Consider the following 23,959-nt stretch of genomic DNA (forward strand, 5'->3'; position numbering starts at 1 on the left):
GGTGTGGGGCCTATGTTGCGCGCGACGCGCCTCCCTCAAAGCCCGAGATCGCGAAACACCTGTGGCAGCATCTCCGGCAGGTCCTCGGCGATCAGACCCGGACCAAAGGCGCGTGCCGCCTCCACATGCAGCCAGGCCCCGGCCTCTGCCGCCGCCATGGCCGCCATTCCGCGCGCCAGAAGTCCACAGATGATCCCCGCCAGCACATCGCCCGCCCCACCCGTCGCCAACCACGGCGCCGCGCGCTCACGCACCGCTGCATTCACGGCACAGATCCCTTCCGGCGAGGCGATCACCGTATCGGCCCCCTTGTAGAGCACCACGCACCCGGCCCGCGCCGCCGCCGCGCGGCAGGCGTCGATCTTTGACAGGGTGCCGTCCTTCATCTGCGCGGACAGGTCGGGAAACAGCCGCGCGAACTCGCCGCCATGCGGGGTCAGCACGACGCGGTCATGCAGCATCTCGAACAGCGCCTCGGGCGCGCGCTGGAACCGCGAGAGGGCGTCGGCATCCAGCACCGTCCCCCGCTGCGTCCGAAGCGCGACCTTCACCAGTTCGCCCGTCGCCGGACCAAGGCCCACCCCCGGCCCGAGGCAGAGCGCGTTGATCCGCGTGTCCTCCAGCGCCTCTGCCAGACCATGCGTGCCGTCCAGTCCGCGCACCATGATGGCGTTCAACTGCACCGCGTTTTCCGTCACCGCGCGCATGGGACAGCCCAGCGTCACCAGCCCCGCGCCCACGCGCAGCGCGCCCCGTGCCGCCAGCCGCGCCGCGCCGCCCTGTCCCGGAGGCCCGCCAACGATCAGCGCGTGACCGTGGTCGTACTTGTGATGTTCGGGCCGCTTGCCCAGGTCCGGCAAGGTCTCGCGTGTGATTTCTCTGGCCATATCGCCCTCCAGCCCGCCCCTTAAAGCCCAATATCCTTGACGATCAGTTTCCCGCAATGCGCAGGCCCCTCGCCCGTCAGATGCCCAGGCTTGGCCCGGTGAAAGGTCACGGTCAGCGCGCAGAACGGGCAAGGCGGCGCCCATTCCTCTGCCCCCTTGCCGGGGATTTCGCCGCTATCCGCGTCCATCCCCGAGGGCACGTCAACAGCCACCATCTTTGGCTGGATGAATGCTCTGTCACCGCCGTAGCCCGCCAGATAGCGCAGCATATGGCCAAGCTCCCCAACCACCGGGCGCGTCAGCCCGATGCCAAGGATCGCGTCGATCCAGACATCGGGCATGGCGACGCTTTTCACGTCGCGGTACAGCATCGGTCGCACTTCCCCGATGGCGCGCCACCGGTCGAAATTGGCCCGCGCATCCGGCGGCAGCCGCTCCGCATCGCCGAACAGGAACACCGCGACGTCCCACCCCAGCCCCGCAAGCAGCCGCGCCACGACAAACCCGTCGCCGCCATTGTTGCCCGGCCCGCAGAGCACAACGGCGCGCCGCTCCGGCGCGGTCTCCAGCTCTGGCCAGTGCGCCAAAACCGCCTCGACGACCCCCTGCCCGGCGCGCTCCATCAGCTCCAGCCCGGTCACGTCACCGGCCTGAATCGCTGCCTGCTCCACTGCCCGCATTTGCGCCGCTGCCAAAATTTCAGTCATTCGCAAAACCCTCGCGATTCAATTACGCACATTTTTACGGCACATTGCCCAAAAAACAGCACTCGCCCACACTTTCACCGTTGCGACTCCCACCCCGCTGACCCTATCCGATTGAAGCGGCGGAACCAAAGTGGTCTGCCGTTCACCGACACGGGAAGTGAAGGGGGGAGACCTCATGAAAAAGATCGAAGCGATCATCAAGCCATTCAAGCTCGACGAAGTGAAGGAAGCGTTGCAGGACGCCGGAATTCAGGGCCTCTCCGTGGTCGAAGTCAAAGGCTTCGGTCGCCAGAAGGGTCACACCGAACTGTATCGCGGCGCGGAATACGTCGTCGATTTCCTGCCCAAGGTGAAGATCGAGATCGTGCTGGACGACGATCAGGTTGACGGCGCCATCGAGGCGATCGTCGGCGCGGCCAAGACCGACAAGATCGGCGACGGCAAGATCTTCGTCTCCTCGATCGAGCAGGCGATCCGCATCCGCACCGGCGAAAGCGGCTCCGACGCAATCTGATCGCGCCCGCAACCGGGACGTCATCCAGGACATACCGCGCGGACCGGCGGCAGGAGACCGCCGCCCGCGCCCCAACGAAAATCCATTTCTGACAGAGAAGGACTGAACAGAATGAGCACCAACGCAGACGTTCTGAAGCTTATCAAGGATGAGGGCGCAGAATACGTCGACATCCGCTTCACCGATCCGCGCGGCAAGCTGCAGCACGTGACCGTGATCGCCGACCTCGTCGACGAAGACTTCCTCGAGGAAGGCTTCATGTTCGACGGTTCGTCCATCGCGGGCTGGAAGTCGATCGAAGCCTCCGACATGAAGCTGATGCCCGATCCGGACTCCTGCTATATCGACCCGTTCTACGCCGAGAAGACCCTCTGCATCCATTGCTCGATCGTCGAGCCGGACACCGGCGAAGCCTACGACCGCGACCCGCGCGGCACCGCGCAGAAAGCCGAAGCCTACCTGATCTCTTCCGGGATCGGTGACGTGGCCTACATGGGTCCGGAAGCGGAATTCTTCCTCTTCGACGACGTCAAGATCGCCGTGACCCCGCAGAAAGTGTCCTACGAGGTCGACGCCGACCACGCGGCATGGAACACCGACGCGGAATTCGAGATGGGCAACCTGGGCCACCGTCCGGGCTTCAAGGGCGGCTACTTCCCGGTCAACCCCTCCGACGACGGCCAGGACATCCGTTCCGAGATGCTCTCGACCATGAAGCGCCTCGGTATGAAGGTCGACAAGCACCACCACGAAGTGGCGACCTCGCAGCACGAACTCGGCCTGATCTTCGGCTCGCTGACCAAGCAGGCGGACGAGCTGCAGAAGTACAAGTACGTCATCCACAACGTCGCTCAGGCATACGGCCGCTCGGCCACCTTCATGCCGAAGCCGATCAAGGGTGACAACGGCTCGGGCATGCACGTGAACATGTCGATCTGGAAGGACGGCAAGCCGCTCTTCGCAGGCGACAAGTACGCTGACCTCTCCGACGAAGCCCTGTTCTTCATCGGCGGCATCCTGAAGCACGCCAAGGCCCTGAACGCCTTCACCAACCCCTCGACCAACTCCTACAAGCGTCTGGTCCCGGGTTACGAAGCACCGGTTCTGCGCGCCTACTCCGCACGCAACCGCTCGGGCTGCGTCCGTATTCCGTGGACCGAATCGCCGAAGGCAAAGCGCGTCGAAGCCCGTTTCCCCGATCCGTCGGCGAACCCCTACCTGTGCTTCGCGGCCCTGCTCATGGCCGGCCTGGATGGTATCAAGAACAAGATCCACCCCGGCGAAGCCATGGACAAGAACCTCTACGATCTGCCGCCGGAAGAGCTGGCCGAGATCCCGACCGTCTGCGGTTCGCTGCGCGAAGCGCTGGACGAGCTGAAGGCCGACATGGACTTCCTGCTGGCCGGTGACGTGTTCACCAAGTCGCAGATCGAAGGCTACATCGACCTGAAGATGGAAGAGCTGGAAATGTACGAAATGACGCCGCACCCGGTGGAATTCGCGATGTACTACTCCTGCTGACCGGAGCCGTCGGGCCCGACCGTGTCGGGCCTGACCTTTGGAAGCAACAGATCGGGGCGTCCTTCGGGGCGCCCCTTTTGCTTTCCCCTGACCGCACGCGCACCCGGAAACTTCAAAAGTTTCCGGTCCGAAGTCTTTTCAAGACTTCGCCCCCGCCAGGTCGTCCTCTTCCCGCCCTTCAGGCAGCGCACGGCTGCATCAGCCGGAAGGCGCGTTCGCTCGCCCCCCGCCATCCGCGCTGCGTGACGTGATCGTCAGAGCGGATCTGTGCTCTCTCCCTCGACGGAAGCTTGCCGCGCTGCGCACGGCAAGTGGGGGCTCTGCCCCCACACCCCCGAGGGTATTTGGATCAAGATGAAGGCAAGGCGCGCCGCGACCTTGATCCGGACTGAACAGCCTCGGGGGAGGAACAGGGGCCGGCCCCCTCGTCCGCGAGACACCGTCACCGCCGTTCCGCCGGTATGGCCGGGATCAGCGCCAGGCTTTTTCGAGCGTCGCCGCCAACACGTCTGGTCCGGCGCTTTCGACTCCGTGCCGCGTTCCGTACACATAACCGACAAGATGCAGACGCGCTGGATCGGTCAGCGCAATCTGCGCAAATGTGTCAGGCGGGATCACTTCGCGGCCATAGGCCAGGCGACGGGGCAGCCGCAGCTGCGGCAGAGTCACGTCGATCACTTCGGCACAATAGAAACAGTCCGTCGTCCGCGAGTCGAAATGCCAGTCGAAGGGCTTGCCGTGCAACGCCAGTGCCCTGTCCAGTGCGACCCGCTTGTCCTCGGCGCTCAGCGGAGCCCGGTACACCCCCACGGCGTCCGCGGCAAAGACCGTTTCGGGTTTCGAAAACGTCACCTCCGGCACGATCCCCTCGAAGAACACCGCCCCGCCCCGGATCTCTGCGTGGTAGGGCCGCAGTGCAGGCAGATCCCACAGCCCCTCGGCGCGCAGCTGCGCCTCGGTCCCGATGTAGAGCAACGAGTGCGAGAAATACCCCGGCATCAGCTGGCCGCGCAGGATGCCCTTGTCCGAGGTCGTCAGGATGTCCATCGGCGCGAGGTGGCGCAGGATATAGGCCCAGGCTTCGGGACGGCCCTTCAGGAAGGGAGCGCGGAACCGCTTGTCGTCGGTAAAGGCCTCCTTGGCGTTGGCCTTGGGTTCGATCAGGTCGACGAGCACCTTCGGGTAGCGCTGCAGACCGGTGCAGCAGTCTGCGGTCGTGGTGGCGGGAGCTGCCTGTTCGAAGGGTCCGGTCGCCGGCAGCGCCGTACACCCCGCCGCCAGCACCAACACCAGAACCCGGACCAGCCGTCTCAAGCGCATCCCCCCTTCATCCGGAAAGCGTCTGCCACACTGGTGAACGCCGGACGCGCCCACTTCAAGCGCCGAAAGCGCCACAGCGCGCGCAACTGCACAAAGGGCAGCGAGTCGCGCCCTTTCAGTGCAACCCACCTATTCCAAAGGCCATTCCAGCACAAAAACCACAACCAAAACGAGAAATCGACAGGCCAGCCGGGACGCAGACCATGGGGGTATTCCATACTGCACTGTCACGAAGATCAGAACGCTGCATTTCCCCTTCCAGACCAATCGCCCCGAAACGCCCCTCAAAACGCCCCTTTGCGGCGAGACCGTCACAATTCGCGGGAATTGCGGCGAAAATGGTTAATGACCGCCAAATACCGGGCAGCAGCAGCCGCAATTTCTCCAAATGCCGGGTGTCAAACTGTTTACAGCAAGCACAAAAAATTGGGGAAAAACAACATGACCGCCACCGTCGCATTCATCTTCGAAGGCCAGCCCTCTCTCGCCCTGCCCCGTATGCTCGACCTGATGCGGTCTCACCTGAAGACCGAGGGCGCCGTCACCGACGCCTCCCTCACCGCCCTGACCTTCGAGGCCGCCGACCTGCGCCTGACGCTGACCCTCAGCCTTGCCGGGGACGCCCCCACCGTCACCTTGTCGATGGAGACCGAAAGCGGCGACACCCCGCTGCCCCGCCTCGCCGCGCTGGCCTATGCGTTTGTCCGCGACACCGACGTGGCCGCCGTCATCTGGCACGGCACCGACACCCGCATTCCCCGCGCGCAATTCCTCTCGGGTCTTGCCCGCAGCTTCGATCCCGAGGCGGCCCGCCAGTCGGCCCGGCCGACAGGCCGCATCGCGCCACGCCGCATTGCCGTCCGCGATGCCTCTGCCGCGCCTGTGCCGCAGTTCCGCACGCTGCGTTTCACGGGCCATCGCTACGATGCCCATGTCGCCGCCTTCGAAACCCACCTCGCCGCCGAACTCCGCCGCACCCCCACCGCATCCGAGATGCAGCAGCTCGAGGCCGAGTATGAACCGGTGAAGAACCGCATGAGCGCGCTCACCACCGGGGCCTCCGCCGCCATGCAAAGCGCCGAGCTGCGCGCGGCGTCGCTGGTGATCTGCGTGACCTCTCTGGTGGTGACCTCCGGCGCCTCCAACCTGATCTGATCCATAAGGCACACGGGGGACGGGAAAACCCGCCCTCCCCCTTGCGCAGCCCCCCCCCGGCGCTACTCTGAGTACAAATCGCACGTTTGTCCCGGAGACCCCATGCGCCGTTTCGCACTCGCCCTTTGCACCACCTTGCTGGCCGCAGGCCCCGCCCTCGCCGCCAACTGCATCACCGACAAGGGCTCCTTTGGCGCCTACAAGTCCGCCTTCGCCAAGGACGCCGCCGCAGCCGGTGTCGGCCAGCGCGGCCTTCAGGCGCTCCAGAACGCCCAACTGTCCTCGATCACCTGGAAGTTCGAATCCCGTCCCTCGTCGCAAACCGGCGTGTCCTACAACGACCCGGCCACCTTCCTGGCCAAGCGCACCGGCGGTTCGTCACAGGCCTTCGTCAACGCGGCCCGCTCCAAGGTCCAGAAGAACGCCAGCCTCTTCAACTCGATCGAGCAACGCTACGGCGTGCCCGGCTCCGTCCTTGCGGTCATCTGGGGGCTGGAAACCTCCTGGGGCGGCTACCTCGGCAAGACCTCCATCGTCGACGGCGCCGTGACGCTTTCCTCCTACTGCCGCCGCCACCCCCGCTTCGAACCCCATGCCGAGGCGGCGCTGATGATGGTCGACCGTGGCATCATCACCCCCAAGACCCAGGGCGGCCCCTCGGGAGAGCTGGGCCACATGCAGTTCCTCGCGGGCAACTGGCTGCGCTACGGCGTCGATGCCTCCGGGGATGGCGTGGCCGATCCCTACAAGGCCGCCGATGCACTGGCTTCTGCTGCCAATCTCCTGCGCCAGAACGGCTGGAAGGCCGGCCAGCCCTGGGGCGAAGGCACCGGCAATTTCCGCGCCCTTTCGGCGTGGAACGACAGCGGCAACTACCAGCGCGCCATCGCCTACGCGGCCCAGCAGGTCGGCCAATAAAGAGGCCAGTAATCAGGCCATCGGCCTCTTTCTGGAGACATTTCAAGGGCGTGCGCCACACGGCGCGCGCCCTTCCTTTTGGTTAACCCTGCGTTAACCCTACGTTAACCCCTATGTCACAGCTTTGTCCCCGCTGCGCGAAAGATACACGCAAATTTGCGTTATTTTGCCCAAATCGGACCACGTTTCTCCGGCATCCCTTGGTTAACGCGACATTACCCGCTGCCGAGGAGCAGTCATGAGCACCATTGAGTATCCCTACGCCGGTCTTGTTCTGCCGGATGCCGCCGACCTTGATCCGGCGCCCTACCTGGACAGCGCCGCCCGCGTGCTGGCCCGGCTGGACGCGATCCCCGGCGCGCTGCCGCACCGCTCCGCCCATGGCAACAAGGTCATCGGCCGCCGCTTCGGCGTCATCGTCGAGCCGCAGGAAGACAGCGACTACGGCCCCAAGGTCGTGGTGGAAATCATCGCAGCCGACGGCGAAACCCCGGACGAGGAGAAATCCGCCCGCATCCTCTCCGAGGTGGTGCTGGCCTGCCTCGACCACTCATCCGCCGACATTCTCGAATGGTATTCCCCCGACGTCCTTCTGGACCGCGACGATTTCATCCGCCTGCGCTCCTACGTGTCGCCCCGCCGCATGCAGGACGTCGACGAGGACATGGAAGACGAACTGTTCGAGAACGAGAACCTGACCAGCAACCTGCATGACTCGCTCTATGGCGCGCCAAAACCGCTGGCCGTGGACGAACGCCCCCAGGTCACGGATCGCCTCGCGCAGTACCGCATCAACTTCGAGGCGCAGGAACCGCAGGCCCGCCGCATGAGCGTCGCGGGCTGGCTGATGATGGGCGTGCTGGGCGTGCTGTATTTCCCGGTCGCCGTGGCCGTCTACATCATCACCTTCGGACGCGGCATGGACGTGCGCCTCGTGACACAGGCGCTCGCCGTCACCGCGCTCTTCACCGTGCTCTACAACGCCGAACGCCTCGGCGGCGTGGTGAACACCTTTATCCACTGATCCGACGGGCTTGCCCGTCTACGGTTCCTCGCCAGCACGGTCCACTAAGTAGGTATGGATCGAGAACACCACTGCCCGGGTCCGTGGCAGCCGGATCAGGCATTGGCGTTCGCTGCGCAGGAAGTGAGCGGCCCGGGGGTTTACCTCGGGCCGCTTCTCGTGTTCCGCTCTCGGCTGGTGCAGCTCCGCATCCGCATAGGTCAGCACGTTGAAGCGCCACAGCGGGCGGCCCACCTGCACCCCGTCGAACAGCCGCTGCACCCGCGCCGCCAGCCCGGCGTCGTATTCCCCGACCGGCTCGTGAATGCCGGTCAAAGGCCGCAGGAACTTCTGGTCCAGCCGCCAGCTTGCCGGAAAGCACAGCACCGCGCCGGTCAGAACGTGCTGCTCGCCGCGCGTCTCCATCAGGCACAGATCCTCCTGCACCAGCGCGCCCAGCGTCCCCAGCGGATCGCCCCGATTGACCACGACCCGCCGCCCATCGGGACAGGAGACCGCGTCACCGTCCCGCACAAACCCCTCCGGCAACCACGCCAGCACCAGATCCAGCAGCTCCTCCGCCGCCGGACGCGCACCCTCGTCCAGCGCCAGAACCGCCCCGCGCCGCTCCCTCAGCAACCGCAACCGTTCGGCTATCTGCCCGGCATAGGCCTCGTCCACATGCAGCCAGTCGCGCATCTCAAAAGGCGCCACCCCGGGCAACCGCCGCGGCACCTCGACATCGTAAGGGATTTCACGCTGAAGGATCATGAGCCGCATCACAGCACTTGCGACACCAGTTTGACAACCCCGCCCAAGCCCCTGCCCCAAAACGAAAAAGCGCCCCTCGCGGAGCGCTTTATCCGTGGACCCTGACGGGCCCGGTCCAGGTTGGTGCGGTCGAGAAGACTCGAACTTCCACGGGAGTTACCCCACAGCGACCTCAACGCTGCGCGTCTACCAATTCCGCCACGACCGCACTGTCCTGACTTGGTGAGGGGGCGTATAGATCACGCCCAAACCGATGTGAAGAGGAAAATGCCAGCCGTGGCGAGGAATTTTCACGCGGCCCGCAAAGCCCCCGAGAACGACCGTCCACGGCCCCGCAAAACCTGCACCGCAAGCTGTACCGCCAGCACCGCGCAGCCCACCGCGATCACGGTATAGCCCTGCTCCGGCGCCTCCCCCAGAAACATCCGGTTCACCACGCGCCCGGGCAAGAAGTTGAACAGCCCCGCCACCAGCACGCCACGCAGGTACAGGTTCCGAAACGCGCGCTGATGCGCCCGCACATCACCGCGCAGGATCGCCCGCATCCCGAACCACAACGACCCCAGCGCCAGAACCGCCAGCAGGTGTATAGGGCTGAACGGGCCGATCATCGCGAAGCCGTTGATCCAGAACGACGACCCCGCCGCCAGCGCCATGGCCAGCACCCAGAGGTAGCCGCCCACCTTGTGCAGCCGGTCCCGCCTCTGCCGCCACAGCACGAACGGCCCCGTCACCAGCGCCCATGTCGCCGCCACCGCGTGCACCTGCACCACCAGACCCGCGTCCAGAAAGGGTTGAATCTGCATCGTCTTCTCCGTCGCTCAAAACCTGCCCCCTTCTGGACATGCCCCCCGCCGCCGTGCCATGGCAGATGCGCGAGACAACGGGAGATCGACGTGAGCGACGGGCATCCGCAAACCGCGCTTCGTGAATGGCGACATCAGATGGGGCACCCGGTGACCCTTGTGGCGCTGGCCGGAATCGGCGTGGTGCTGGGCCTCGCCGGTCCCTTCGGCACCGAGGACCGCCTACCCCTGCTCGGCCGCCTCGCCTATTGGCTGACCGTGGTCACCCTGACCTTCGGCGCGGGCGCGCTGGTCACGCGGTTGCTGGCACCCCGCCTGTCGACCCTGCCCACCGCCGCGCAGATCCTGCTCCGGGGCCTCGCCAGCGGCGCGCTCATCGCCCTCATCATCCTGGCCCTGAACCTCGCCACCTTCGACTGGCTGCCCTCCGCCTCCGAGGCCCTGCCCTTCCTCGCGACCCTCCTGACCATATCGGTCATCGTCACCGCCGCGCTGCATGTGGCGGGTCAGCATCTGTCCCCCCCGCCACCTGCCGAACCATCAGAACTCGCCCAGCCCTCCCAGCCGCCAGCCCTCCTCGACCGCCTGCCGCTGGACAAGCGCGGGCCCCTCGTCGCGCTGTCGGTCGAGGACCACTACACCCGCGTCCGCACCACTCGTGGCGAGGAACTCCTGCTCCTGCGCCTCACCGACGCCATCCGCGAAACAGACCCAACGCCCGGCGCGCAGGTCCACCGCTCGCACTGGATCGCCTTCAAACAAGTGCAATCCGCCCGCCGCAGCGGCGACCGCGCCCTGCTCACCATGTCCGACGGCTCCGAGATCCCCGTGAGCCGCGCCAATGTCCCGCTGATAAAGGAGGCCGGGCTGCTGCCCCGCTAGACCCACATGGAATGGAAGATCTCCGACGGCCTGACGCCCTACGACGAGGCGGTCACCTTCATGGAAGCCCGCGCCGAAGCCATCTCCAAAGGCGAAGCCGAGGAATGTATCTGGCTGCTGGAGCACCCGCCGCTCTACACCGCCGGGACATCGGCCCGCCTAGAGGACCTCAAGGACCCCGACCGCTTCCCGGTCTACACCTCGAAACGCGGTGGCCAGTACACCTATCACGGCCCCGGCCAGCGCGTCGTCTACGTCATGCTCGACCTGACCAAACGCGGCAAGGACGTGCGCCGCTTCGTCGAGGAACTCGAAGGCTGGGTCATCGACACCCTCGCCGCCTTCAACCTCGACGGGCACATCCGCTGTGGCCGCGTCGGCGTCTGGATCGAACGCCCCGACCGCCCGCGCACCGCCTCGGGCGCGATGGCCGAAGACAAGATCGCCGCCATCGGCATCCGCCTGCGCAAATGGGTGTCCTTCCACGGCATTTCCATCAATGTCGAACCGGACCTGAGCCATTTCGGCGGCATCGTCCCCTGCGGCATCACCGAGTACGGCGTCACCTCGCTGGTCGACCTCGGCCTGCCCGTCACCATGGACGACCTCGACGTCGCGCTGCGCCAAGCCTTCGAGGACCGCTTCGGTCCCATCCCTTGACCGCCCGAGCCTGACCGTCCCGGCCTGATCGGCCCGGCCTGACCGTCCGCGCCCGAACTTCAGCGCCCAACCTCCCGGCACGCGCCCGCTTTTTCCCTGGAAAAAGCGCTCCCCCACCAAGAACAAAGCCCCCGCAAAACCTGCGAGGGCTCCCTGATCCGCAACTGCGGACCCCATTCGATGCGTCTGCCTCGAACCCTCGACGGGCTCAGAGAACCGACCTGTTCGAGAAGACGTGGCTCACGATGTCCTCGCGCGTCAGCCCCATGGCCGCAAGGTCCGCGTCGGACTTGGCCCGCAGCGCCTTGATGGCCGCGGTGCGCTGGCGATAGCGCCGGTCAAAAGGTGTCTCCAACAGGCGCGCCAGACGCTGGCGCAGGCTGGTTCCGGTGCCTTGAAACGCGAACTGATCTACATAAGCCATCTCGTCTCCCCCCTCGGGAACGTGTTTCGGTGCCTTGTCTTCTACCTAGGCGGCGGTCCGTTTCCGTGACAGTCCGGAAACCCTGACCCCGCAGCATGCTCGACAGCTGCAATGGTGCGGTCGAAGACATTAACGATGACTTAACGCGACGCCCGCAAAATAGTTCCAAACCACCAGACTTGCCTCGAAAATTTCGGTTATCCACAAGCCCTGCTGACCAAACCGACCCCGCGCGCCTTCTGCGGATTCAGTGTTTCGCCCCCGGAAACGCCGCCGCCCACAGTGCCGCCGACCGTCAGGACCGCACCAGTGACGCAGGCCCCGAGCAACCGGTTGACATAAGACCTCATGACCGCTCCGTGTAGCCCCCGGACCGGCCGCTGACCGCGACCAAGGTCGCGTCCGCCCCCCGCACAGCCCGGATCACACCCCCGCCGCAGGCCGAAAATGGCATGTTCGCAACATGTTAAACAGGTGCGACAAAATGTTTGATCCAGATCAAATCGACGCATGGACGCACGCGCCGACACATTCTAAAACCGTTGCCAGATCACCGGGCACCCGGTCAGATTCTTTCCACGAGTCTGGCCGCTTGCCCACGTCTTGAAATCTTAGGGAGGCAGACAATGGCAGACGCCGCCATTCACGGCCACGAGCATGAAGACAACCGGGGGTTCTTCACCCGGTGGTTCATGTCGACCAACCACAAGGATATCGGTATCCTTTACCTGATCGTGTCGGCTCTCGCCGGCCTGGTCTCGGTGTGTTTCACCGTCTACATGCGCCTCGAGCTCATGGAGCCGGGTGTTCAGTACATGTGCATGGAAGGCGCGCGTCTCACCGCCGCCGCCGTGGAAGACTGTACTCCGAACGGCCACCTCTGGAACGTCCTGATCACCGCGCACGGCATCCTGATGATGTTCTTCGTGGTCATCCCCGCGCTCTTCGGCGGCTTCGGCAACTACTTCATGCCGCTGCAGATCGGCGCGCCGGACATGGCGTTCCCGCGCATGAACAACCTGTCGTTCTGGCTGTACTTCGCCGGCACCTCGCTGGCAGTGGCCTCGGTCCTGTCGCCGGGCGGCAACGGCCAGCTGGGCTCGGGCGTGGGCTGGGTTCTCTACCCGCCGCTGTCGGTGAACGAAGGCGGCATGTCCATGGACCTCGCCATCTTCGCCGTGCACGTCTCCGGTGCCTCGTCGATCCTCGGCGCGATCAACATGATCACCACCTTCCTGAATATGCGCGCCCCGGGCATGACCCTGTTCAAGGTTCCGCTGTTCTCGTGGTCGATCTTCGTCACCTCGTGGCTGATCCTGCTCTCGCTGCCGGTTCTGGCAGGCGCGATCACCATGCTGCTGACCGACCGTAACTTCGGCACCACCTTCTTCGACCCCGCAGGCGGCGGCGACCCGATCCTCTACCAGCACATCCTGTGGTTCTTCGGTCACCCCGAAGTGTACATCGTGATCGTGCCGGGCTTCGGTATCGCATCGCACGTCATCGCCACCTTCTCGCGCAAGCCCGTCTTCGGCTACCTGCCGATGGTCTGGGCGATCATCGCGATCGGCGCGCTGGGCTTCGTCGTGTGGGCGCACCACATGTACACCGTCGGCCTGTCGCTGCGTCAGCAGTCCTACTTCATGCTCGCCACCATGGTGATCGCCGTCCCCACCGGGGTAAAGGTGTTCAGCTGGATCGCGACCATGTGGGGCGGCTCGATCGAGTTCAAGACGCCCATGCTCTTCGCCATCGGCTTCCTCGTGCTCTTCACCATCGGCGGCGTGACCGGCGTGGTGCTGTCGCAGGCCGCCGTGGACCGTGCCTATCACGAAACCTACTACGTGATCGCGCACTTCCACTACACCATGTCCATGGGTGCGGCGTTTACCATCTTCGCCGGTATGTACTTCTACCTGCCGAAGATGTCGGGCCGCATGTACCCGGAACTGGCGGGCAAGATCCACTTCTGGATGTTCTTCGTCGGTGTGAACCTGACGTTCTTCCCGCAGCACTTCCTGGGCCGTCAGGGCATGCCGCGCCGCTACATCGACTACCCGGACGCCTTCGCGACCTGGAACTACGTGTCGTCTATCGGTGCCATGATCTCCTTCGCCTCGTTCCTGCTGTTCTTTGGCATCGTGATCTACACCCTGACCAAGGGCGCACGCTCCACCGTTGCCAACCCCTGGAACGAGTACGCGGACACCCTGGAATGGACCCTGCCCTCGCCGCCGCCGGAGCACACCTTCGAGCAGCTGCCGAAGCAGGAAGACTGGGACAAATCGCCAGCTCACCACTGAGCTGGCAGCCAGCCTCGCACCTTGGCTGGCAACAGACACCGGAAAGGCCCCGCCCAAGCGGGGCCTTTTCATTTTGTCCGGCCCGTGCCTCCGGCCCAAATACGGGGCCAGCCCGGCACATCGGGTGGTGCATTGATCCCCCGCCCGCAGCGGACTAAACAGCCGTAGGCTTCGACTGCATTGGGACGGGTCTGAGGCGCCGGATCTCCCGGCAAGAGGGCGTAGATGACAGACTTCCGACCGATGAGTGCCGCGCAGGCCCTGGACGTTCTGGCCGGTCTCGGCCCGCGCGCCCGACGCAAGGCGATGCAAGGACTGATCTACCGCAAGGGCACCCGCCCGGCTGCCCTCTCGGAACAGCTGGTCCTGCTGCGGACGCTGGCCGATGCGCCGGTGCTGCGCCCCTTTGACCGGACCTACGCGCTGATCGCCTGCGCGCACAAGGCGCTCGAATCCGTCGATACGGACATGTTGTCTGCGCTGGGGCCGCGTCTGGACGAGGCATGGGCCTTCGCATCCGCCCTGCCGCAACGCGACGTCCTGCGGATGGACGGATTGCACATGCGCTTCTCCGTGCTGAATGTCGCGATCAACCGCGCGTTGCTTCTGGAGGACCCGCGCCTGCCCGCGCTTTGCCGCACCGCCATCGACGCGCTGAACGCCCTCGTGCCGCGCCGCGCCTCGCCCTACCTGTTCAACTCGTCGAGCAACATCATCAAGACGGTGGGGCTGGCGCTGGCGCTGGACCCCGCGCAGATCCCGCATATGGCGGATCAGGTCGGACGGCTGATCTTCCTCAGCCTGAAGCCGCGCCATGCGCACGAGGTGTTGGAACCGATCCTGCGACGCTTCGGCCCCTTGCGGCTGGAGGATGTCGAACCCGATACCCCCTTCTCGGAGTTCGAGGAAACTTTCGAGCGCTACCGCCTGCTTCGCGCTCTGAAGGTCGAGACCGATCCGGCCCTCCTCGATGGCGCACTGCTGAAGCTCGGGCGATCCTGCATCGGGCAACGCACCGAAGCCCAACGATGCGCCTTGCAGGCCGCGCTCGACCGTGTGCTGGCGACAAATCGTACCGCCCCCCTTTGACAGCCCCGTCCGCCGTGCCAGACTGCACCTGACCTGCCCGCTGCCCGGGTATCCGACCGATTGACCGTAGCCTTCATGCCTTACCAGTGGACCATGCCCGCCGATGCCCCCCGCCAGGAGTTACGCCTCTGGCCGCACAACGCCCTGTCCGCCAAGGGCTTTGCCGCCATGGTGCTCGGCTTCTTCACCGCCGCCTCGATCCCGCTCTACGGCGTCCTCGGCACCAAACTCCTCTGGGGCCTCCTGCCCTTCATGCTGATCGCCACCGGCGGGCTGTACTACGGCCTGCGACGCAACAACCGCGACCGCCAGATCCTCGAAACGCTCAGCGTGACCGGCAACACCACCCACCTCCTGCGGCAGAACCCCGATGGCTCGACGCAGGAATGGGACAGCAACACCTACTGGGTCACCGTCACGCTGCACGAGCGCGGCGGCCCGGTCCCGTACTACGTGACTCTCAAGGGCAAAGGCCGCGAGGTCGAAATCGGTGCCTTCCTCTCCGAGGACGAGCGCAAGGCGCTCCACACCGATCTCGTCACCGCCCTGCGCCGCGCAAAGGAAAGCTGATGGCCCCCGTCAGAAATCAGGCACCCGTCAGAAACCAGGCCCCCGCCACGCCGAAATGGCGCCGCCTCGTCCTGTCCCTCGCCGCCCGCCTCGGGCGCAACGACCTCGTGGACAAGCTCGACCCGATCCCCTCCGAGGCCGCCGCCCTCGCCCTGCGTGACGCCATCGCCACCCGCGTGCCACCCCTGCGCAAACAGGTGGTCTTTCTCATCCCCCTTGTCGGCCCGGAACAGGTGGGCGACTGGGACGCCGTCACCACCCGCCTGCGCGCCACGCTGCACTGCATGCAGGCGCAGAACGACCCGCACTGGCAGGCCATCATCTGTTGCCAGAGCCGCCCCGAGAACCTGCCCGACGACCGCCGCATCCACTTCCTGCCCTTCGAGGACCCGACCCCCGGCAATGACAAGTGGCGCAAGCTCGCCACCCTCTACCGCCAGCTCGACCGGCTCGACACCGGCCCCTGTTACGTCATGTCCTTCGACGCCGACGATCTCATGCGCCAAGGGCTGGTGAAGGAAATGCTGCGCCGTCAGGCCCCCGGTGGCTACCTCATCGAACAGGGCCTCGTCATGGACGATTCCACCGGCGTCATCGCGCTGGCCGATGCGCCCACGCTCAAGGAGCCGATGCGCAAACCCTTCTGGAAGCTCTGCGGCTCCTGCGCCGCGCTGGCCCATGACCCGGACGTGCCCCAATCCGCGCGCTTCCTCGAGGAAATGACCCAGCACGAGCACCGCATGTTCCCCTACCTCGCGCGCCTCGCCGGGCGCACGCTGTCACCGATCTCCTTCCCGGCGGTGCTCTACGTCCTGAACCACGGCGAGAACTTCGGCGCGCGCCGCGGGCGTGTCAGCTTCAAGACGCAATTCGTCGAACGCTTCCGCATCGACGACACAGAGGAACTGGCCAAGATCGCCGAGGGCTTCCCCCTCCCCGAAGAGGCCGAGGCCTGAAAAATCCGCGTGTTAACCTTTGGTGACGCAGCGTCACGTATCATTGGTTAACAACCGGCCGGTTTCCCCCCTGAAAGCGGCCGGTTGGATCCCGCGATCCGGACCGGCTCCCGCCGCCGGGAAATCCGCGCCCCGCCGCCTTGTGCCTGACGCGGATCGGCCTACCAGATAGACCCACCGAACGCCCCGGAACCCCACCGCGCGTTGCGTGAACCTTTGCAGGCACCGCGCGCAAAAGGCCCCCGACTCGCCGTCGGGGGCCTTTTCGTCAACCAAATTTCAACAGGTCTGAACGGCAAAAGCGTCAGGACGCCAGCCGTTCCTTAATGCGACCACCCACGGCACCAAAGTCCATCTGCCCGGTGTACTTGCCCTTCAGCACGCCCATGACCCGGCCCATGTCGCGGATCGACTCCGCGCCGACCTCGGCCACGGCGGCATCGATCGCTGCGTTAACCTCGGCCTCCGACAGGGGGCGCGGCAGGAACTCCTCGATCACCTCGATCTCGGCCGCTTCGCGCTCTGCAAGGTCCAGTCGACCGCCCTCTTCGTAGGTCTTCATGCTCTCGCGGCGCTGCTTGACCATTTTCCCCATGATCGCAAGCACTTCGGCCTCGTCGACACCGTTGTCGTTGCCATCGGCACGGGCCGCGATGTCGCGATCCTTGATCGCCGCGTTGATGAGGCGCAGGGTCGAAAGCCGCGCGGCTTCCTTGTCCTTCATCGCCTGCTTGACGGCCGCGTTGACCCTCTCGCGCAGTTGCATCCCTGGAATTCTCCGGTCTTCATTTCACAAGCGCGCAACATACAGGAACCCAAGCTGACGCGCAACTCACCCCAATCCCAGCATAAAACACTGAATTTAAACAATAATTCAAATTCACCTTCTGCCCTTGACCCCCCATGCCGACCGCTTTAGGTTCCGCGCGATTTGCCCCCCAAAGCCCCGGAGTCGCCCATGCCTGCCGCCAAGCCCGCGCCCACCGCCTGCCTCGCCCTTGCCGATGGCACGATCTTCTACGGCCAAGGCTTTGGCGCCACCGGCCAGGTCACGGCGGAACTCTGCTTCAACACCGCGATGACCGGCTACCAGGAAATCATGACCGACCCCTCCTACGCGGGCCAGGTCGTGACCTTCACCTTCCCCCACATCGGCAACACCGGCGTCACGCCCGAGGATGACGAGACCAGCGATCCCGTCGCGGCGGGCATGGTGGTGAAATGGATGCCGACCGATCCGTCGAACTGGCGCTCGGTGCAGGACCTGTCCGCATGGCTGGCGGCACGGGGCCGCATCGCCATCGGCGGCATCGACACCCGCCGCCTGACCCGCGCCATCCGCCAGTCGGGCGCGCCCCATGTGGCCCTCGCCCATGACCCCGAAGGCAACTTCGACATTGCCGCCCTGGTCGCCGCCGCACGCGGCTTCTCGGGCCTCGAAGGGCTGGACCTCGCCAAGGACGTGACCTGCGCCCAATCCTACCGCTGGGACGAGATGCGTTGGGCCTGGCCCGAGGGCTACGCCCGCCAGAAAGACGCAAAACACAAAGTGGTTGCAGTGGATTACGGCGCAAAGCGCAACATCCTGCGCTGCCTCGCCTCGGCAGGCTGCGAGGTCACCGTTCTTCCCGCCTCGGCCACCTATGACGACGTCATGGCGCACAATCCCGATGGCGTCTTCCTGTCCAACGGCCCCGGCGACCCCGCCGCGACCGGGGCTTACGCCGTCCCGATGATCCGCGACCTGCTGGACAAGACCGAGCTGCCGATCTTCGGCATCTGCCTCGGCCACCAGATGCTTGCGCTGGCGCTGGGTGCCCGGACCATCAAGATGAACCACGGCCACCACGGCGCGAACCACCCGGTGAAGGACGTGGAGTCGGGCAAGGTCGAGATCACCTCGATGAACCACGGCTTTGCCGTGGACAGCCAGACCCTGCCCTCCGGCGTGAAAGAGACGCATGTCTCGCTCTTCGACGGCTCCAACTGCGGCATCCGCATGATGGATCGCCCGGTGTTCTCCGTGCAGCACCACCCCGAAGCCTCGCCCGGCCCGCAGGACAGCTTCTACCTGTTCGAGCGTTTCGCCGCCTCGATGGGCTGATCCTCGACAGGCTGACCGCCTTACTGCTTTGATCCGGGGCCCCGGGCGCTTCATCGGCGCCCGGTTAACCTCGTCGAAAAGAATCACTGTCAGAAAGGTCGGCGTTGACCGGACGACCTGTCGGACTGGATTAAACCCAGCGTCGAGCGTTTTGTGGCCGCTCACCCAAGGGTCGAACCCGTTCCCGTTTCGCTCCCGGAACGTTTTCCTAACGACGGCGGGTCGCGTTTACCATCCATTAACACACTGAAAATATGCGGCAATTTCGGGTGCGGTTAACCACCTCTTAAGCGTCTTGCGGCGACCATCGTCCCGCCATGACCCACCCAACCCCAACCCTTTCGCAGACAGCGCTCGCACAGTCCCGGGATCACCGGGGACAGCCTGTCAGCCATATTCTGCTGGAAAATGGTCACTGCGCCCCGCGCAGCATGTTGGGCGCCATGGCAGAGGCCGCCCGCCTCGGCCAGCCCGTGGCAAAGGTCATCGCGGCAGAGGCGCTCGCCTCCCGTCAGGACGTCCTTGCGGCGCAGGCCCAGCACTACGGCGCCATGGTTCTCGACCGTGTCAACACGCCGCCAGATGTGGACCTCGGACACCTGCTGCCCGCCGATTTCTGCTTGAAACACGGGGTCTTGCCGTGGATTCGCCTCGGTGAAACGCTGGTGCTGGCCACCGCCCGCCCCGAGTCTTTCGAGACCCTGCAAACCGTGCTGCCGCCCGACTTCGGCCCTGTCCTCATGGCGCTCGCGCTGGAATCCGACATCCACGACGAAATCGCCGCCCGCCATGGCGCGGCGCTGGCCGCCGCCGCCGAAACATGGGTCCCGGAGGAGGACAGTTGCCGCGACCTCAACACCGCAGGCCCCGGCGCCACCGCCGTGGCGATTCTGCTGGCGCTGCTGGGCGTGGCGCTTCTGGTGCTGGTCCCGCAGGTGTTCTTTGCCGGGGCGCTGGCGCTGGCCTTGGGGTCGCTACTGGTGAATCAGGGCCTCAAACTCGCCGCCCTTCTGGCGCTCCCCCGCCGCGTCTCTGCCCGCCCCGCGCGCCTGCCGGAGAACCCACCGACCGTCTCGATCCTCGTGCCACTCTTCCGCGAGCCCGAGATCGCATCGACCCTCATCACCCGCCTGTCACGACTGACCTATCCCAAGACGCTGCTCGACGTGGTGCTGGTGCTTGAGGCCTCTGACAGCGTCACCCGCGACACGCTGCGCCACACCCGCCTGCCGCCATGGATGCGCACCATCACCGTGCCTCCCGGCCAGATCCAGACCAAGCCCCGCGCGCTGAACTACGCGCTCCGTTTCACGCGAGGGCAGATCGTCGGCATCTACGACGCCGAGGACGCGCCCGCCCCGGATCAGGTCGATCAGGTCGTGGCGCATTTCCACAGCGCCCCGCCCGACGTGGGCTGCGTTCAGGGCATCCTCGATTACTACAACCCGCGCGCCAACTGGCTGTCGCGGTGTTTCACCATCGAATACGCCAGCTGGTTCCGCGTCTTGCTGCCCGGTCTCGCCCGCCTCGGCCTCGCCGTCCCCTTGGGCGGCACCACCGTGTTCTTCCGTCGCGACGTTTTGGAGGCCGTGCGCGGCTGGGACGCCCATAACGTGACCGAAGACGCGGACCTCGGGATGCGCCTCGCCCGCAATGGCTGGCGCACGGAGCTCATCCGCACCGTCACCCGCGAGGAGGCCAACAACCGTCTCTGGCCTTGGGTCAAGCAACGCTCACGCTGGCTGAAGGGTTACGGCATCACCTGGTGGGTGCACTCGCGTCGCCCGTTCCGGCTGTGGCGCGATCTCGGGACCAAACGCTTTCTCGGGATGCAGGCACTGCTGCTCGGCACCCTGTTCCAGTTCGCCCTCGCACCCGTGCTGTGGTCCTTCTGGCTGATCCTCGCGGGGCTGCCGCACCCCATGGACCGCTACATGGACGACCGCGGCATCCTGCTCATGACCGGCCTCTTCCTCAGCGCCGAGGCCGCGTCCCTCGTCGTCGGCATCACCGCCCTCGCGCGCAGTCCCCATCGCGGAATGTACCACTGGGTGCCGACGCTGTTTGCCTATTTCCCCCTTGGGACACTCGCCATCTACAAGGCGCTCTGGGAGACGCTGACCAAACCCTTCTACTGGGACAAGACCCAGCACGGCCACTCCGCCCCGGATCGCCCCGACGCAGACCTGCCGCCCGATACGCGGGTCTGATCCTCAGACGTCGCGAGTCTCCAGTTTCAACCGCGTGACAAACGCGACCGAGATATGGTCCTTCAACGCCTTGTACGCCGCATCCTCGTCGCGCCGCGCGATGGCGTCGACGATCGCCTGATGCTCTGCCATGGCAATCTCGCCGCGCCCCTGCGCCGCAAGGGACGTCGCGCCCATCAGCGCCATCGACCGATGCACAAGGTCCAGCTGCTGCACCAGGAACCGGTTGTGCGAGGCGAGGTGGATCATCTTGTGGAACCGCCGGTTCGCCCGTGCCAGCGCCGCAGGATCGTTCATCAACTGCCGGTCCTCGTCCACCATGTCGCGCAGCACGCGCACCTCTTCCTCGGTGGCGTGACGCGCCGCCAGCCGCGCCGCCAGCCCCTCCAGCTCGGTCCGCACCGCGTAAAGTTCGGCCATCTGGTTATGGTCCAGCGACGCCACGATCAGCGACCGCCCGTCCCGTGCCAGCAGGCTCTGCGTCTCCAGCCGCTGCAAGGCCTCGCGGATCGGCGTCCGCGACACGCCAAAGCGTTCCGCCAACTCGCTCTCCACCAGCCGGTCGCCGGGGCGGTAGATGCCGGAATCGATCGCATCGAGGATCAGCGTATAGGCATCTTTCTGGGCGGTCTTCGGCTGGGCCATGGGCACTCCTTGAAATCTTCCGCGCAAGATAGACCCTTGCTGTTAGCGCATACAAGCGCGTTGGCACCGCATGCGATTGCCTCGATGCCGCAGGCAGGGTTATCTGGCCACATGAAACGCTTCGAACGCCTCCGCACATGGGTCTTTGACCTCGACCACACGCTCTACCCACCCGCCATGCGCCTCTTCGACCAGATCGAGGTCAAGATGACCGACTTCGTCATGCGCACCGCCGGCGTGGCACGCGCCGAAGCCGACAGCCTGCGACACACGTGGTGGATGGAGCACGGCACCACGCTCGCCGGGCTGATGCATCACCATGACATCGACGCCGATGCCTACCTGCACGAAGTCCACGACATCTCGTTCGATGCACTGGCCCCCGATCCCCACCTCGCCGAACTGATCGCACAACTGCCGGGGCGCAAGATCGTCTATACCAACGGCTCGGCCCCCTACGCCGCGCAGGTGCTGAAAGCCCGCGGGCTCGAAGACGCCTTCGACGCCATCTATGGCGTGGAACACGCCGGTTACGTCCCCAAACCCCTGCCCGAAGCCTTCGACGCGGTCTTTGCCCTCGACCGTCTCGACCCGTCCAGCGCCGTGATGTTCGAGGACGATCCGCGCAACCTCAAGGTGCCCCACGCGCTCGGCATGGCGACGGTCCACGTCGCCCCCGAACCGGCCCCAGCAGAGCACATCCACCACCATACGGACGACCTGAACAGCTTCCTTTCCGGTGTGCTAAAGTATACAAGCCGCTGAATTCACCGGATTTTCCGGTCACATTGTCGCAGCTCACGCGGATATGAAGGGTTTTAGCCTCATATGCGACATTTTGAACGTATGAATTCCGAAACAAACATATATCTGTCGCGCGACATCACACAGGAGACCCACGCATGTCCGTGACCGAAGCCACCACGACCCACACCGAAACCACCCCGATGGCCGTCGAGAAAGCCATCCTCATGGTCGTCGCACTGTTCGTCGCCATCGTTGCTCTGGCCACCTGGACCTGGGGCCTGCCCGCGCTGGCCATGATCGCGCTGGCCATGGTGCCGGTCATGTACACGGTGCTGCTGCTCATCACCGTCGGCAAGTAATCCCGTCGCATGGTCATTCCCGCCCGCGCGTCCTATCTACAGGCGCAAGGAGTGACGCCATGGATTACGACATCACGATCTCGGGCGGCGGCATCGCGGGACTGACCGCAGCCGCCGCCTTTGCACAGGCCGGGTTCTCCACGCTGGTGGTGGACCCCGCCCCCCCGGTGACCGACCGCGAGGCCGAAGGTTCGGACCTGCGCACCACCGCTTTCCTGCAACCCGCGCAGGCTTTCCTCGAAGAGGTGGGCCTCTGGACCCGTCTCGCCGATCACGCCATGCCGCTGCAAACCATGCGCATCGTCGATGCGGGCGGCGAACTGCCGGAACCCCGCGTGGTAAAGGACTTCGAATCGCACGACATTTCCGAAAAGCCCTTTGGCTGGAACCTGCCCAACTGGCTGCTCCGGCGCGAGATGGCCGCGCGCCTTGGCGAACTGGCCCATGTGGATTTCCGCCCCGGCACGGCAACCACCGGCCTCTTCACCCGCGAAGGCGAGGCGCGCGTCTCCCTCTCCGACGGCAGCCGTGTCCGCACCCGGCTGGTCATCGCCGCCGACGGACGCAATTCGCCCATGCGGCAGGCGGCAGGGATCGGGGTAAAAACCACCCGCTTCGGGCAAAAGGCGCTGGCCTTCGCCGTCACCCACCCGATCCCGCACGACAACGTCTCGACCGAGATTCACCGCACCGGCGGCCCCTTCACCCTCGTACCACTGCCCGATTTCAATGGCCGCCCCTCCTCGGCCATCGTCTGGATGGACGACGGCCCGAAATCCGAAGCGCGCATGAACCTGGACCCCGAGGCCTTCGAGGCCGGAATGTCCGAACGCTCCTGCCACCTCTTCGGCCCGCTGAAACTGGCCTCGCGCCGCACCATCTGGCCGATCATCGCGCAGGAAGCGGACCATCTGACGGGCCAGCGCCTCGCCCTCGTGGCCGAGGCCGCCCACGTCGTGCCGCCCATCGGCGCGCAGGGCCTGAACATGAGCCTGAAGGACATGATCGCGCTCCGCGACCTCGCCATCGCCGCACCCGACCGCCTTGGCGACGCGCAGATGCTCGACGCCTACCACCGCCGCCGCATCACCGACATCCGCGCCCGCGTGGCAGGAATCACGGCGCTGAACCGCATCTCGCAAATGTCGTCGCAACCCCTGCGCGACCTGCGTGCCAAGGGTCTGGACGCGCTCTATAGCCTGAAGCCGGTCCGGACATCACTGATGAAACTGGGCCTCGGCGCAGGCAGTTGAGGCCCAAAGGGGGCTGTGCCCCCGTGCCTTCGGCACTCCCCCGCGGTATTTCAGTCAAGATGAAGACGAAACTTCCCCTCTCCCTTCATCTTGATGAAAATACCTCGGAGGTGTGGAGGCAGAGCCTCCACCGCGCCCGGCAAGGGCGCGTCGGG

At 65.5% G+C, this 23,959-nt stretch carries 24 protein-coding genes and 1 tRNA gene; 16 read left to right on the forward strand and 9 right to left on the reverse strand.

Going from position 1 to position 23,959, the window contains the following annotated elements; all coding sequences use genetic code 11:
• Window positions 1–35: 35 nt before the first annotated feature.
• Window positions 36–887 (reverse strand): NAD(P)H-hydrate dehydratase, encoded by an 852-nt coding sequence (locus ACP16H_RS04715; protein ID WP_425071099.1) that lies wholly within the window; start codon window positions 885–887, stop codon window positions 36–38.
• Between the two features lie 20 nt (window positions 888–907).
• Complete coding sequence (locus ACP16H_RS04720) at window positions 908–1,594, reverse strand: NAD(P)H-hydrate epimerase (protein ID WP_425071100.1); 687 nt, start codon at window positions 1,592–1,594, stop codon at window positions 908–910.
• A 175-nt stretch (window positions 1,595–1,769) separates the two neighbouring features.
• Here ACP16H_RS04720 and ACP16H_RS04725 point away from each other — a divergent pair, with 175 nt between their 5' ends.
• Both ACP16H_RS04725 and glnA read left to right on the forward strand, forming a co-directional pair.
• Window positions 1,770–2,108 carry a P-II family nitrogen regulator gene (locus ACP16H_RS04725; RefSeq protein ID WP_425071101.1) on the forward strand — a complete coding sequence of 113 codons (339 nt, stop codon included), beginning with the start codon at window positions 1,770–1,772 and terminating at the stop codon, window positions 2,106–2,108.
• A gap of 111 nt (window positions 2,109–2,219) precedes the next feature.
• Window positions 2,220–3,629, forward strand: a complete 1,410-nt coding sequence (glnA, locus tag ACP16H_RS04730) for a type I glutamate--ammonia ligase (RefSeq protein ID WP_425071102.1) — start codon at window positions 2,220–2,222, stop codon at window positions 3,627–3,629.
• A gap of 471 nt (window positions 3,630–4,100) precedes the next feature.
• Here glnA and ACP16H_RS04735 read toward each other — a convergent pair whose 3' ends face one another.
• Complete coding sequence (locus ACP16H_RS04735; RefSeq protein ID WP_425071103.1) at window positions 4,101–4,949, reverse strand: hypothetical protein; 849 nt, start codon at window positions 4,947–4,949, stop codon at window positions 4,101–4,103.
• A gap of 441 nt (window positions 4,950–5,390) precedes the next feature.
• Here ACP16H_RS04735 and ACP16H_RS04740 point away from each other — a divergent pair, with 441 nt between their 5' ends.
• The 3 genes from ACP16H_RS04740 (at window position 5,391) to ACP16H_RS04750 (ending at window position 8,046) form a co-directional block, all read left to right on the forward strand.
• Complete coding sequence (locus ACP16H_RS04740) at window positions 5,391–6,104, forward strand: hypothetical protein (RefSeq protein ID WP_425071104.1); 714 nt, start codon at window positions 5,391–5,393, stop codon at window positions 6,102–6,104.
• Between the two features lie 102 nt (window positions 6,105–6,206).
• On the forward strand, window positions 6,207–7,022 hold the full coding sequence (locus ACP16H_RS04745; protein ID WP_425071105.1) for a lytic murein transglycosylase: 816 nt from the start codon (window positions 6,207–6,209) through the stop codon (window positions 7,020–7,022).
• Between the two features lie 238 nt (window positions 7,023–7,260).
• A complete protein-coding gene (locus ACP16H_RS04750; protein ID WP_425071106.1) occupies window positions 7,261–8,046 on the forward strand; it encodes a hypothetical protein in 786 nt (261 codons plus the stop codon).
• Between the two features lie 18 nt (window positions 8,047–8,064).
• Here the strand turns inward: ACP16H_RS04750 and ACP16H_RS04755 are convergent, their stop codons facing one another.
• From ACP16H_RS04755 to ACP16H_RS04765, 3 genes are all read right to left on the reverse strand, one after another.
• Window positions 8,065–8,796, reverse strand: a complete 732-nt coding sequence (locus ACP16H_RS04755) for a heme-dependent oxidative N-demethylase family protein (RefSeq protein ID WP_425071107.1) — start codon at window positions 8,794–8,796, stop codon at window positions 8,065–8,067.
• A gap of 121 nt (window positions 8,797–8,917) precedes the next feature.
• Window positions 8,918–9,004, reverse strand: a tRNA-Leu gene (locus ACP16H_RS04760).
• 82 nt (window positions 9,005–9,086) lie between these two features.
• Window positions 9,087–9,602 (reverse strand): DUF2306 domain-containing protein, encoded by a 516-nt coding sequence (locus tag ACP16H_RS04765; protein ID WP_425071108.1) that lies wholly within the window; start codon window positions 9,600–9,602, stop codon window positions 9,087–9,089.
• Window positions 9,603–9,692: 90 nt separating this feature from the next.
• On the opposite strand from ACP16H_RS04765, the gene ACP16H_RS04770 reads away from it, so the two are divergent.
• On the forward strand, window positions 9,693–10,484 hold the full coding sequence (locus ACP16H_RS04770) for a LytTR family DNA-binding domain-containing protein (RefSeq protein WP_425071109.1): 792 nt from the start codon (window positions 9,693–9,695) through the stop codon (window positions 10,482–10,484).
• A 6-nt stretch (window positions 10,485–10,490) separates the two neighbouring features.
• Complete coding sequence (gene lipB / locus ACP16H_RS04775) at window positions 10,491–11,144, forward strand: lipoyl(octanoyl) transferase LipB (RefSeq protein WP_425071110.1); 654 nt, start codon at window positions 10,491–10,493, stop codon at window positions 11,142–11,144.
• A gap of 208 nt (window positions 11,145–11,352) precedes the next feature.
• On the opposite strand, the gene ACP16H_RS04780 is transcribed toward lipB, so the two are convergent.
• Window positions 11,353–11,568, reverse strand: a complete 216-nt coding sequence (locus ACP16H_RS04780; RefSeq protein ID WP_425071111.1) for a hypothetical protein — start codon at window positions 11,566–11,568, stop codon at window positions 11,353–11,355.
• Between the two features lie 626 nt (window positions 11,569–12,194).
• On the opposite strand from ACP16H_RS04780, the gene ctaD reads away from it, so the two are divergent.
• The 4 genes from ctaD (at window position 12,195) to ACP16H_RS04800 (ending at window position 16,486) form a co-directional block, all read left to right on the forward strand.
• Window positions 12,195–13,871, forward strand: coding sequence for a cytochrome c oxidase subunit I (gene ctaD / locus ACP16H_RS04785; protein ID WP_425071112.1), 1,677 nt, complete (start codon window positions 12,195–12,197; stop codon window positions 13,869–13,871).
• Between the two features lie 225 nt (window positions 13,872–14,096).
• A complete protein-coding gene (locus tag ACP16H_RS04790; RefSeq protein ID WP_425071113.1) occupies window positions 14,097–14,960 on the forward strand; it encodes a hypothetical protein in 864 nt (287 codons plus the stop codon).
• A gap of 75 nt (window positions 14,961–15,035) precedes the next feature.
• Entirely contained in the window at window positions 15,036–15,530 is a 495-nt protein-coding gene (locus ACP16H_RS04795; protein WP_425071132.1) for a DUF2244 domain-containing protein, read from the forward strand.
• Window positions 15,530–16,486 carry a hypothetical protein gene (locus ACP16H_RS04800; RefSeq protein WP_425071114.1) on the forward strand — a complete coding sequence of 319 codons (957 nt, stop codon included), beginning with the start codon at window positions 15,530–15,532 and terminating at the stop codon, window positions 16,484–16,486. Before ACP16H_RS04795 ends, ACP16H_RS04800 begins: the two co-directional genes overlap by 1 nt.
• A gap of 304 nt (window positions 16,487–16,790) precedes the next feature.
• Here ACP16H_RS04800 and ACP16H_RS04805 read toward each other — a convergent pair whose 3' ends face one another.
• A complete protein-coding gene (locus ACP16H_RS04805; protein ID WP_425071115.1) occupies window positions 16,791–17,252 on the reverse strand; it encodes a GatB/YqeY domain-containing protein in 462 nt (153 codons plus the stop codon).
• A gap of 192 nt (window positions 17,253–17,444) precedes the next feature.
• Between ACP16H_RS04805 and carA the strand changes: the two genes are divergently transcribed.
• Both carA and ACP16H_RS04815 read left to right on the forward strand, forming a co-directional pair.
• Window positions 17,445–18,590: a glutamine-hydrolyzing carbamoyl-phosphate synthase small subunit gene (gene carA / locus ACP16H_RS04810; protein ID WP_425071116.1), complete on the forward strand. Its 1,146-nt coding sequence runs from the start codon at window positions 17,445–17,447 to the stop codon at window positions 18,588–18,590.
• A gap of 443 nt (window positions 18,591–19,033) precedes the next feature.
• A complete protein-coding gene (locus tag ACP16H_RS04815) occupies window positions 19,034–20,800 on the forward strand; it encodes a glycosyltransferase family 2 protein (RefSeq protein WP_425071117.1) in 1,767 nt (588 codons plus the stop codon).
• 3 nt (window positions 20,801–20,803) lie between these two features.
• Here the strand turns inward: ACP16H_RS04815 and ACP16H_RS04820 are convergent, their stop codons facing one another.
• Window positions 20,804–21,445 (reverse strand): GntR family transcriptional regulator, encoded by a 642-nt coding sequence (locus ACP16H_RS04820; protein ID WP_425071118.1) that lies wholly within the window; start codon window positions 21,443–21,445, stop codon window positions 20,804–20,806.
• 111 nt (window positions 21,446–21,556) lie between these two features.
• On the opposite strand from ACP16H_RS04820, the gene ACP16H_RS04825 reads away from it, so the two are divergent.
• From ACP16H_RS04825 to ACP16H_RS04835, 3 genes are all read left to right on the forward strand, one after another.
• A complete protein-coding gene (locus ACP16H_RS04825; protein ID WP_425071119.1) occupies window positions 21,557–22,210 on the forward strand; it encodes a pyrimidine 5'-nucleotidase in 654 nt (217 codons plus the stop codon).
• 137 nt (window positions 22,211–22,347) lie between these two features.
• Window positions 22,348–22,551, forward strand: coding sequence for a hypothetical protein (locus tag ACP16H_RS04830; RefSeq protein WP_425071120.1), 204 nt, complete (start codon window positions 22,348–22,350; stop codon window positions 22,549–22,551).
• Window positions 22,552–22,610: 59 nt separating this feature from the next.
• Complete coding sequence (locus ACP16H_RS04835; protein ID WP_425071121.1) at window positions 22,611–23,804, forward strand: UbiH/UbiF family hydroxylase; 1,194 nt, start codon at window positions 22,611–22,613, stop codon at window positions 23,802–23,804.
• Window positions 23,805–23,959 lie beyond the last annotated feature (155 nt).

It is taken from the genome of Sagittula sp. S175, from assembly GCF_049800975.1.
GTDB lineage: Bacteria > Pseudomonadota > Alphaproteobacteria > Rhodobacterales > Rhodobacteraceae > Sagittula.

Excerpts from the sequence above, each read along its gene's own strand:
- ACP16H_RS04715 (WP_425071099.1), bottom strand. The coding sequence starts at position 887 with ATGGCCAGAGAAATCACACGCGAGACCTTGCCGGACCTGGGCAAGCGG.
- ACP16H_RS04720 (WP_425071100.1), bottom strand. The coding sequence starts at position 1,594 with ATGACTGAAATTTTGGCAGCGGCGCAAATGCGGGCAGTGGAGCAGGCA.
- ACP16H_RS04725 (WP_425071101.1), top strand. The coding sequence starts at position 1,770 with ATGAAAAAGATCGAAGCGATCATCAAGCCATTCAAGCTCGACGAAGTG.
- glnA (WP_425071102.1), top strand. The coding sequence starts at position 2,220 with ATGAGCACCAACGCAGACGTTCTGAAGCTTATCAAGGATGAGGGCGCA.
- ACP16H_RS04735 (WP_425071103.1), bottom strand. The coding sequence starts at position 4,949 with ATGCGCTTGAGACGGCTGGTCCGGGTTCTGGTGTTGGTGCTGGCGGCG.
- ACP16H_RS04740 (WP_425071104.1), top strand. The coding sequence starts at position 5,391 with ATGACCGCCACCGTCGCATTCATCTTCGAAGGCCAGCCCTCTCTCGCC.
- ACP16H_RS04745 (WP_425071105.1), top strand. The coding sequence starts at position 6,207 with ATGCGCCGTTTCGCACTCGCCCTTTGCACCACCTTGCTGGCCGCAGGC.
- ACP16H_RS04750 (WP_425071106.1), top strand. The coding sequence starts at position 7,261 with ATGAGCACCATTGAGTATCCCTACGCCGGTCTTGTTCTGCCGGATGCC.
- ACP16H_RS04755 (WP_425071107.1), bottom strand. The coding sequence starts at position 8,796 with ATGATCCTTCAGCGTGAAATCCCTTACGATGTCGAGGTGCCGCGGCGG.
- ACP16H_RS04765 (WP_425071108.1), bottom strand. The coding sequence starts at position 9,602 with ATGCAGATTCAACCCTTTCTGGACGCGGGTCTGGTGGTGCAGGTGCAC.
- lipB (WP_425071110.1), top strand. The coding sequence starts at position 10,491 with ATGGAATGGAAGATCTCCGACGGCCTGACGCCCTACGACGAGGCGGTC.
- ACP16H_RS04780 (WP_425071111.1), bottom strand. The coding sequence starts at position 11,568 with ATGGCTTATGTAGATCAGTTCGCGTTTCAAGGCACCGGAACCAGCCTG.
- ctaD (WP_425071112.1), top strand. The coding sequence starts at position 12,195 with ATGGCAGACGCCGCCATTCACGGCCACGAGCATGAAGACAACCGGGGG.
- ACP16H_RS04790 (WP_425071113.1), top strand. The coding sequence starts at position 14,097 with ATGACAGACTTCCGACCGATGAGTGCCGCGCAGGCCCTGGACGTTCTG.
- ACP16H_RS04795 (WP_425071132.1), top strand. The coding sequence starts at position 15,036 with ATGCCTTACCAGTGGACCATGCCCGCCGATGCCCCCCGCCAGGAGTTA.
- ACP16H_RS04800 (WP_425071114.1), top strand. The coding sequence starts at position 15,530 with ATGGCCCCCGTCAGAAATCAGGCACCCGTCAGAAACCAGGCCCCCGCC.
- ACP16H_RS04805 (WP_425071115.1), bottom strand. The coding sequence starts at position 17,252 with ATGCAACTGCGCGAGAGGGTCAACGCGGCCGTCAAGCAGGCGATGAAG.
- carA (WP_425071116.1), top strand. The coding sequence starts at position 17,445 with ATGCCTGCCGCCAAGCCCGCGCCCACCGCCTGCCTCGCCCTTGCCGAT.
- ACP16H_RS04815 (WP_425071117.1), top strand. The coding sequence starts at position 19,034 with ATGGCAGAGGCCGCCCGCCTCGGCCAGCCCGTGGCAAAGGTCATCGCG.
- ACP16H_RS04820 (WP_425071118.1), bottom strand. The coding sequence starts at position 21,445 with ATGGCCCAGCCGAAGACCGCCCAGAAAGATGCCTATACGCTGATCCTC.
- ACP16H_RS04825 (WP_425071119.1), top strand. The coding sequence starts at position 21,557 with ATGAAACGCTTCGAACGCCTCCGCACATGGGTCTTTGACCTCGACCAC.
- ACP16H_RS04830 (WP_425071120.1), top strand. The coding sequence starts at position 22,348 with ATGTCCGTGACCGAAGCCACCACGACCCACACCGAAACCACCCCGATG.
- ACP16H_RS04835 (WP_425071121.1), top strand. The coding sequence starts at position 22,611 with ATGGATTACGACATCACGATCTCGGGCGGCGGCATCGCGGGACTGACC.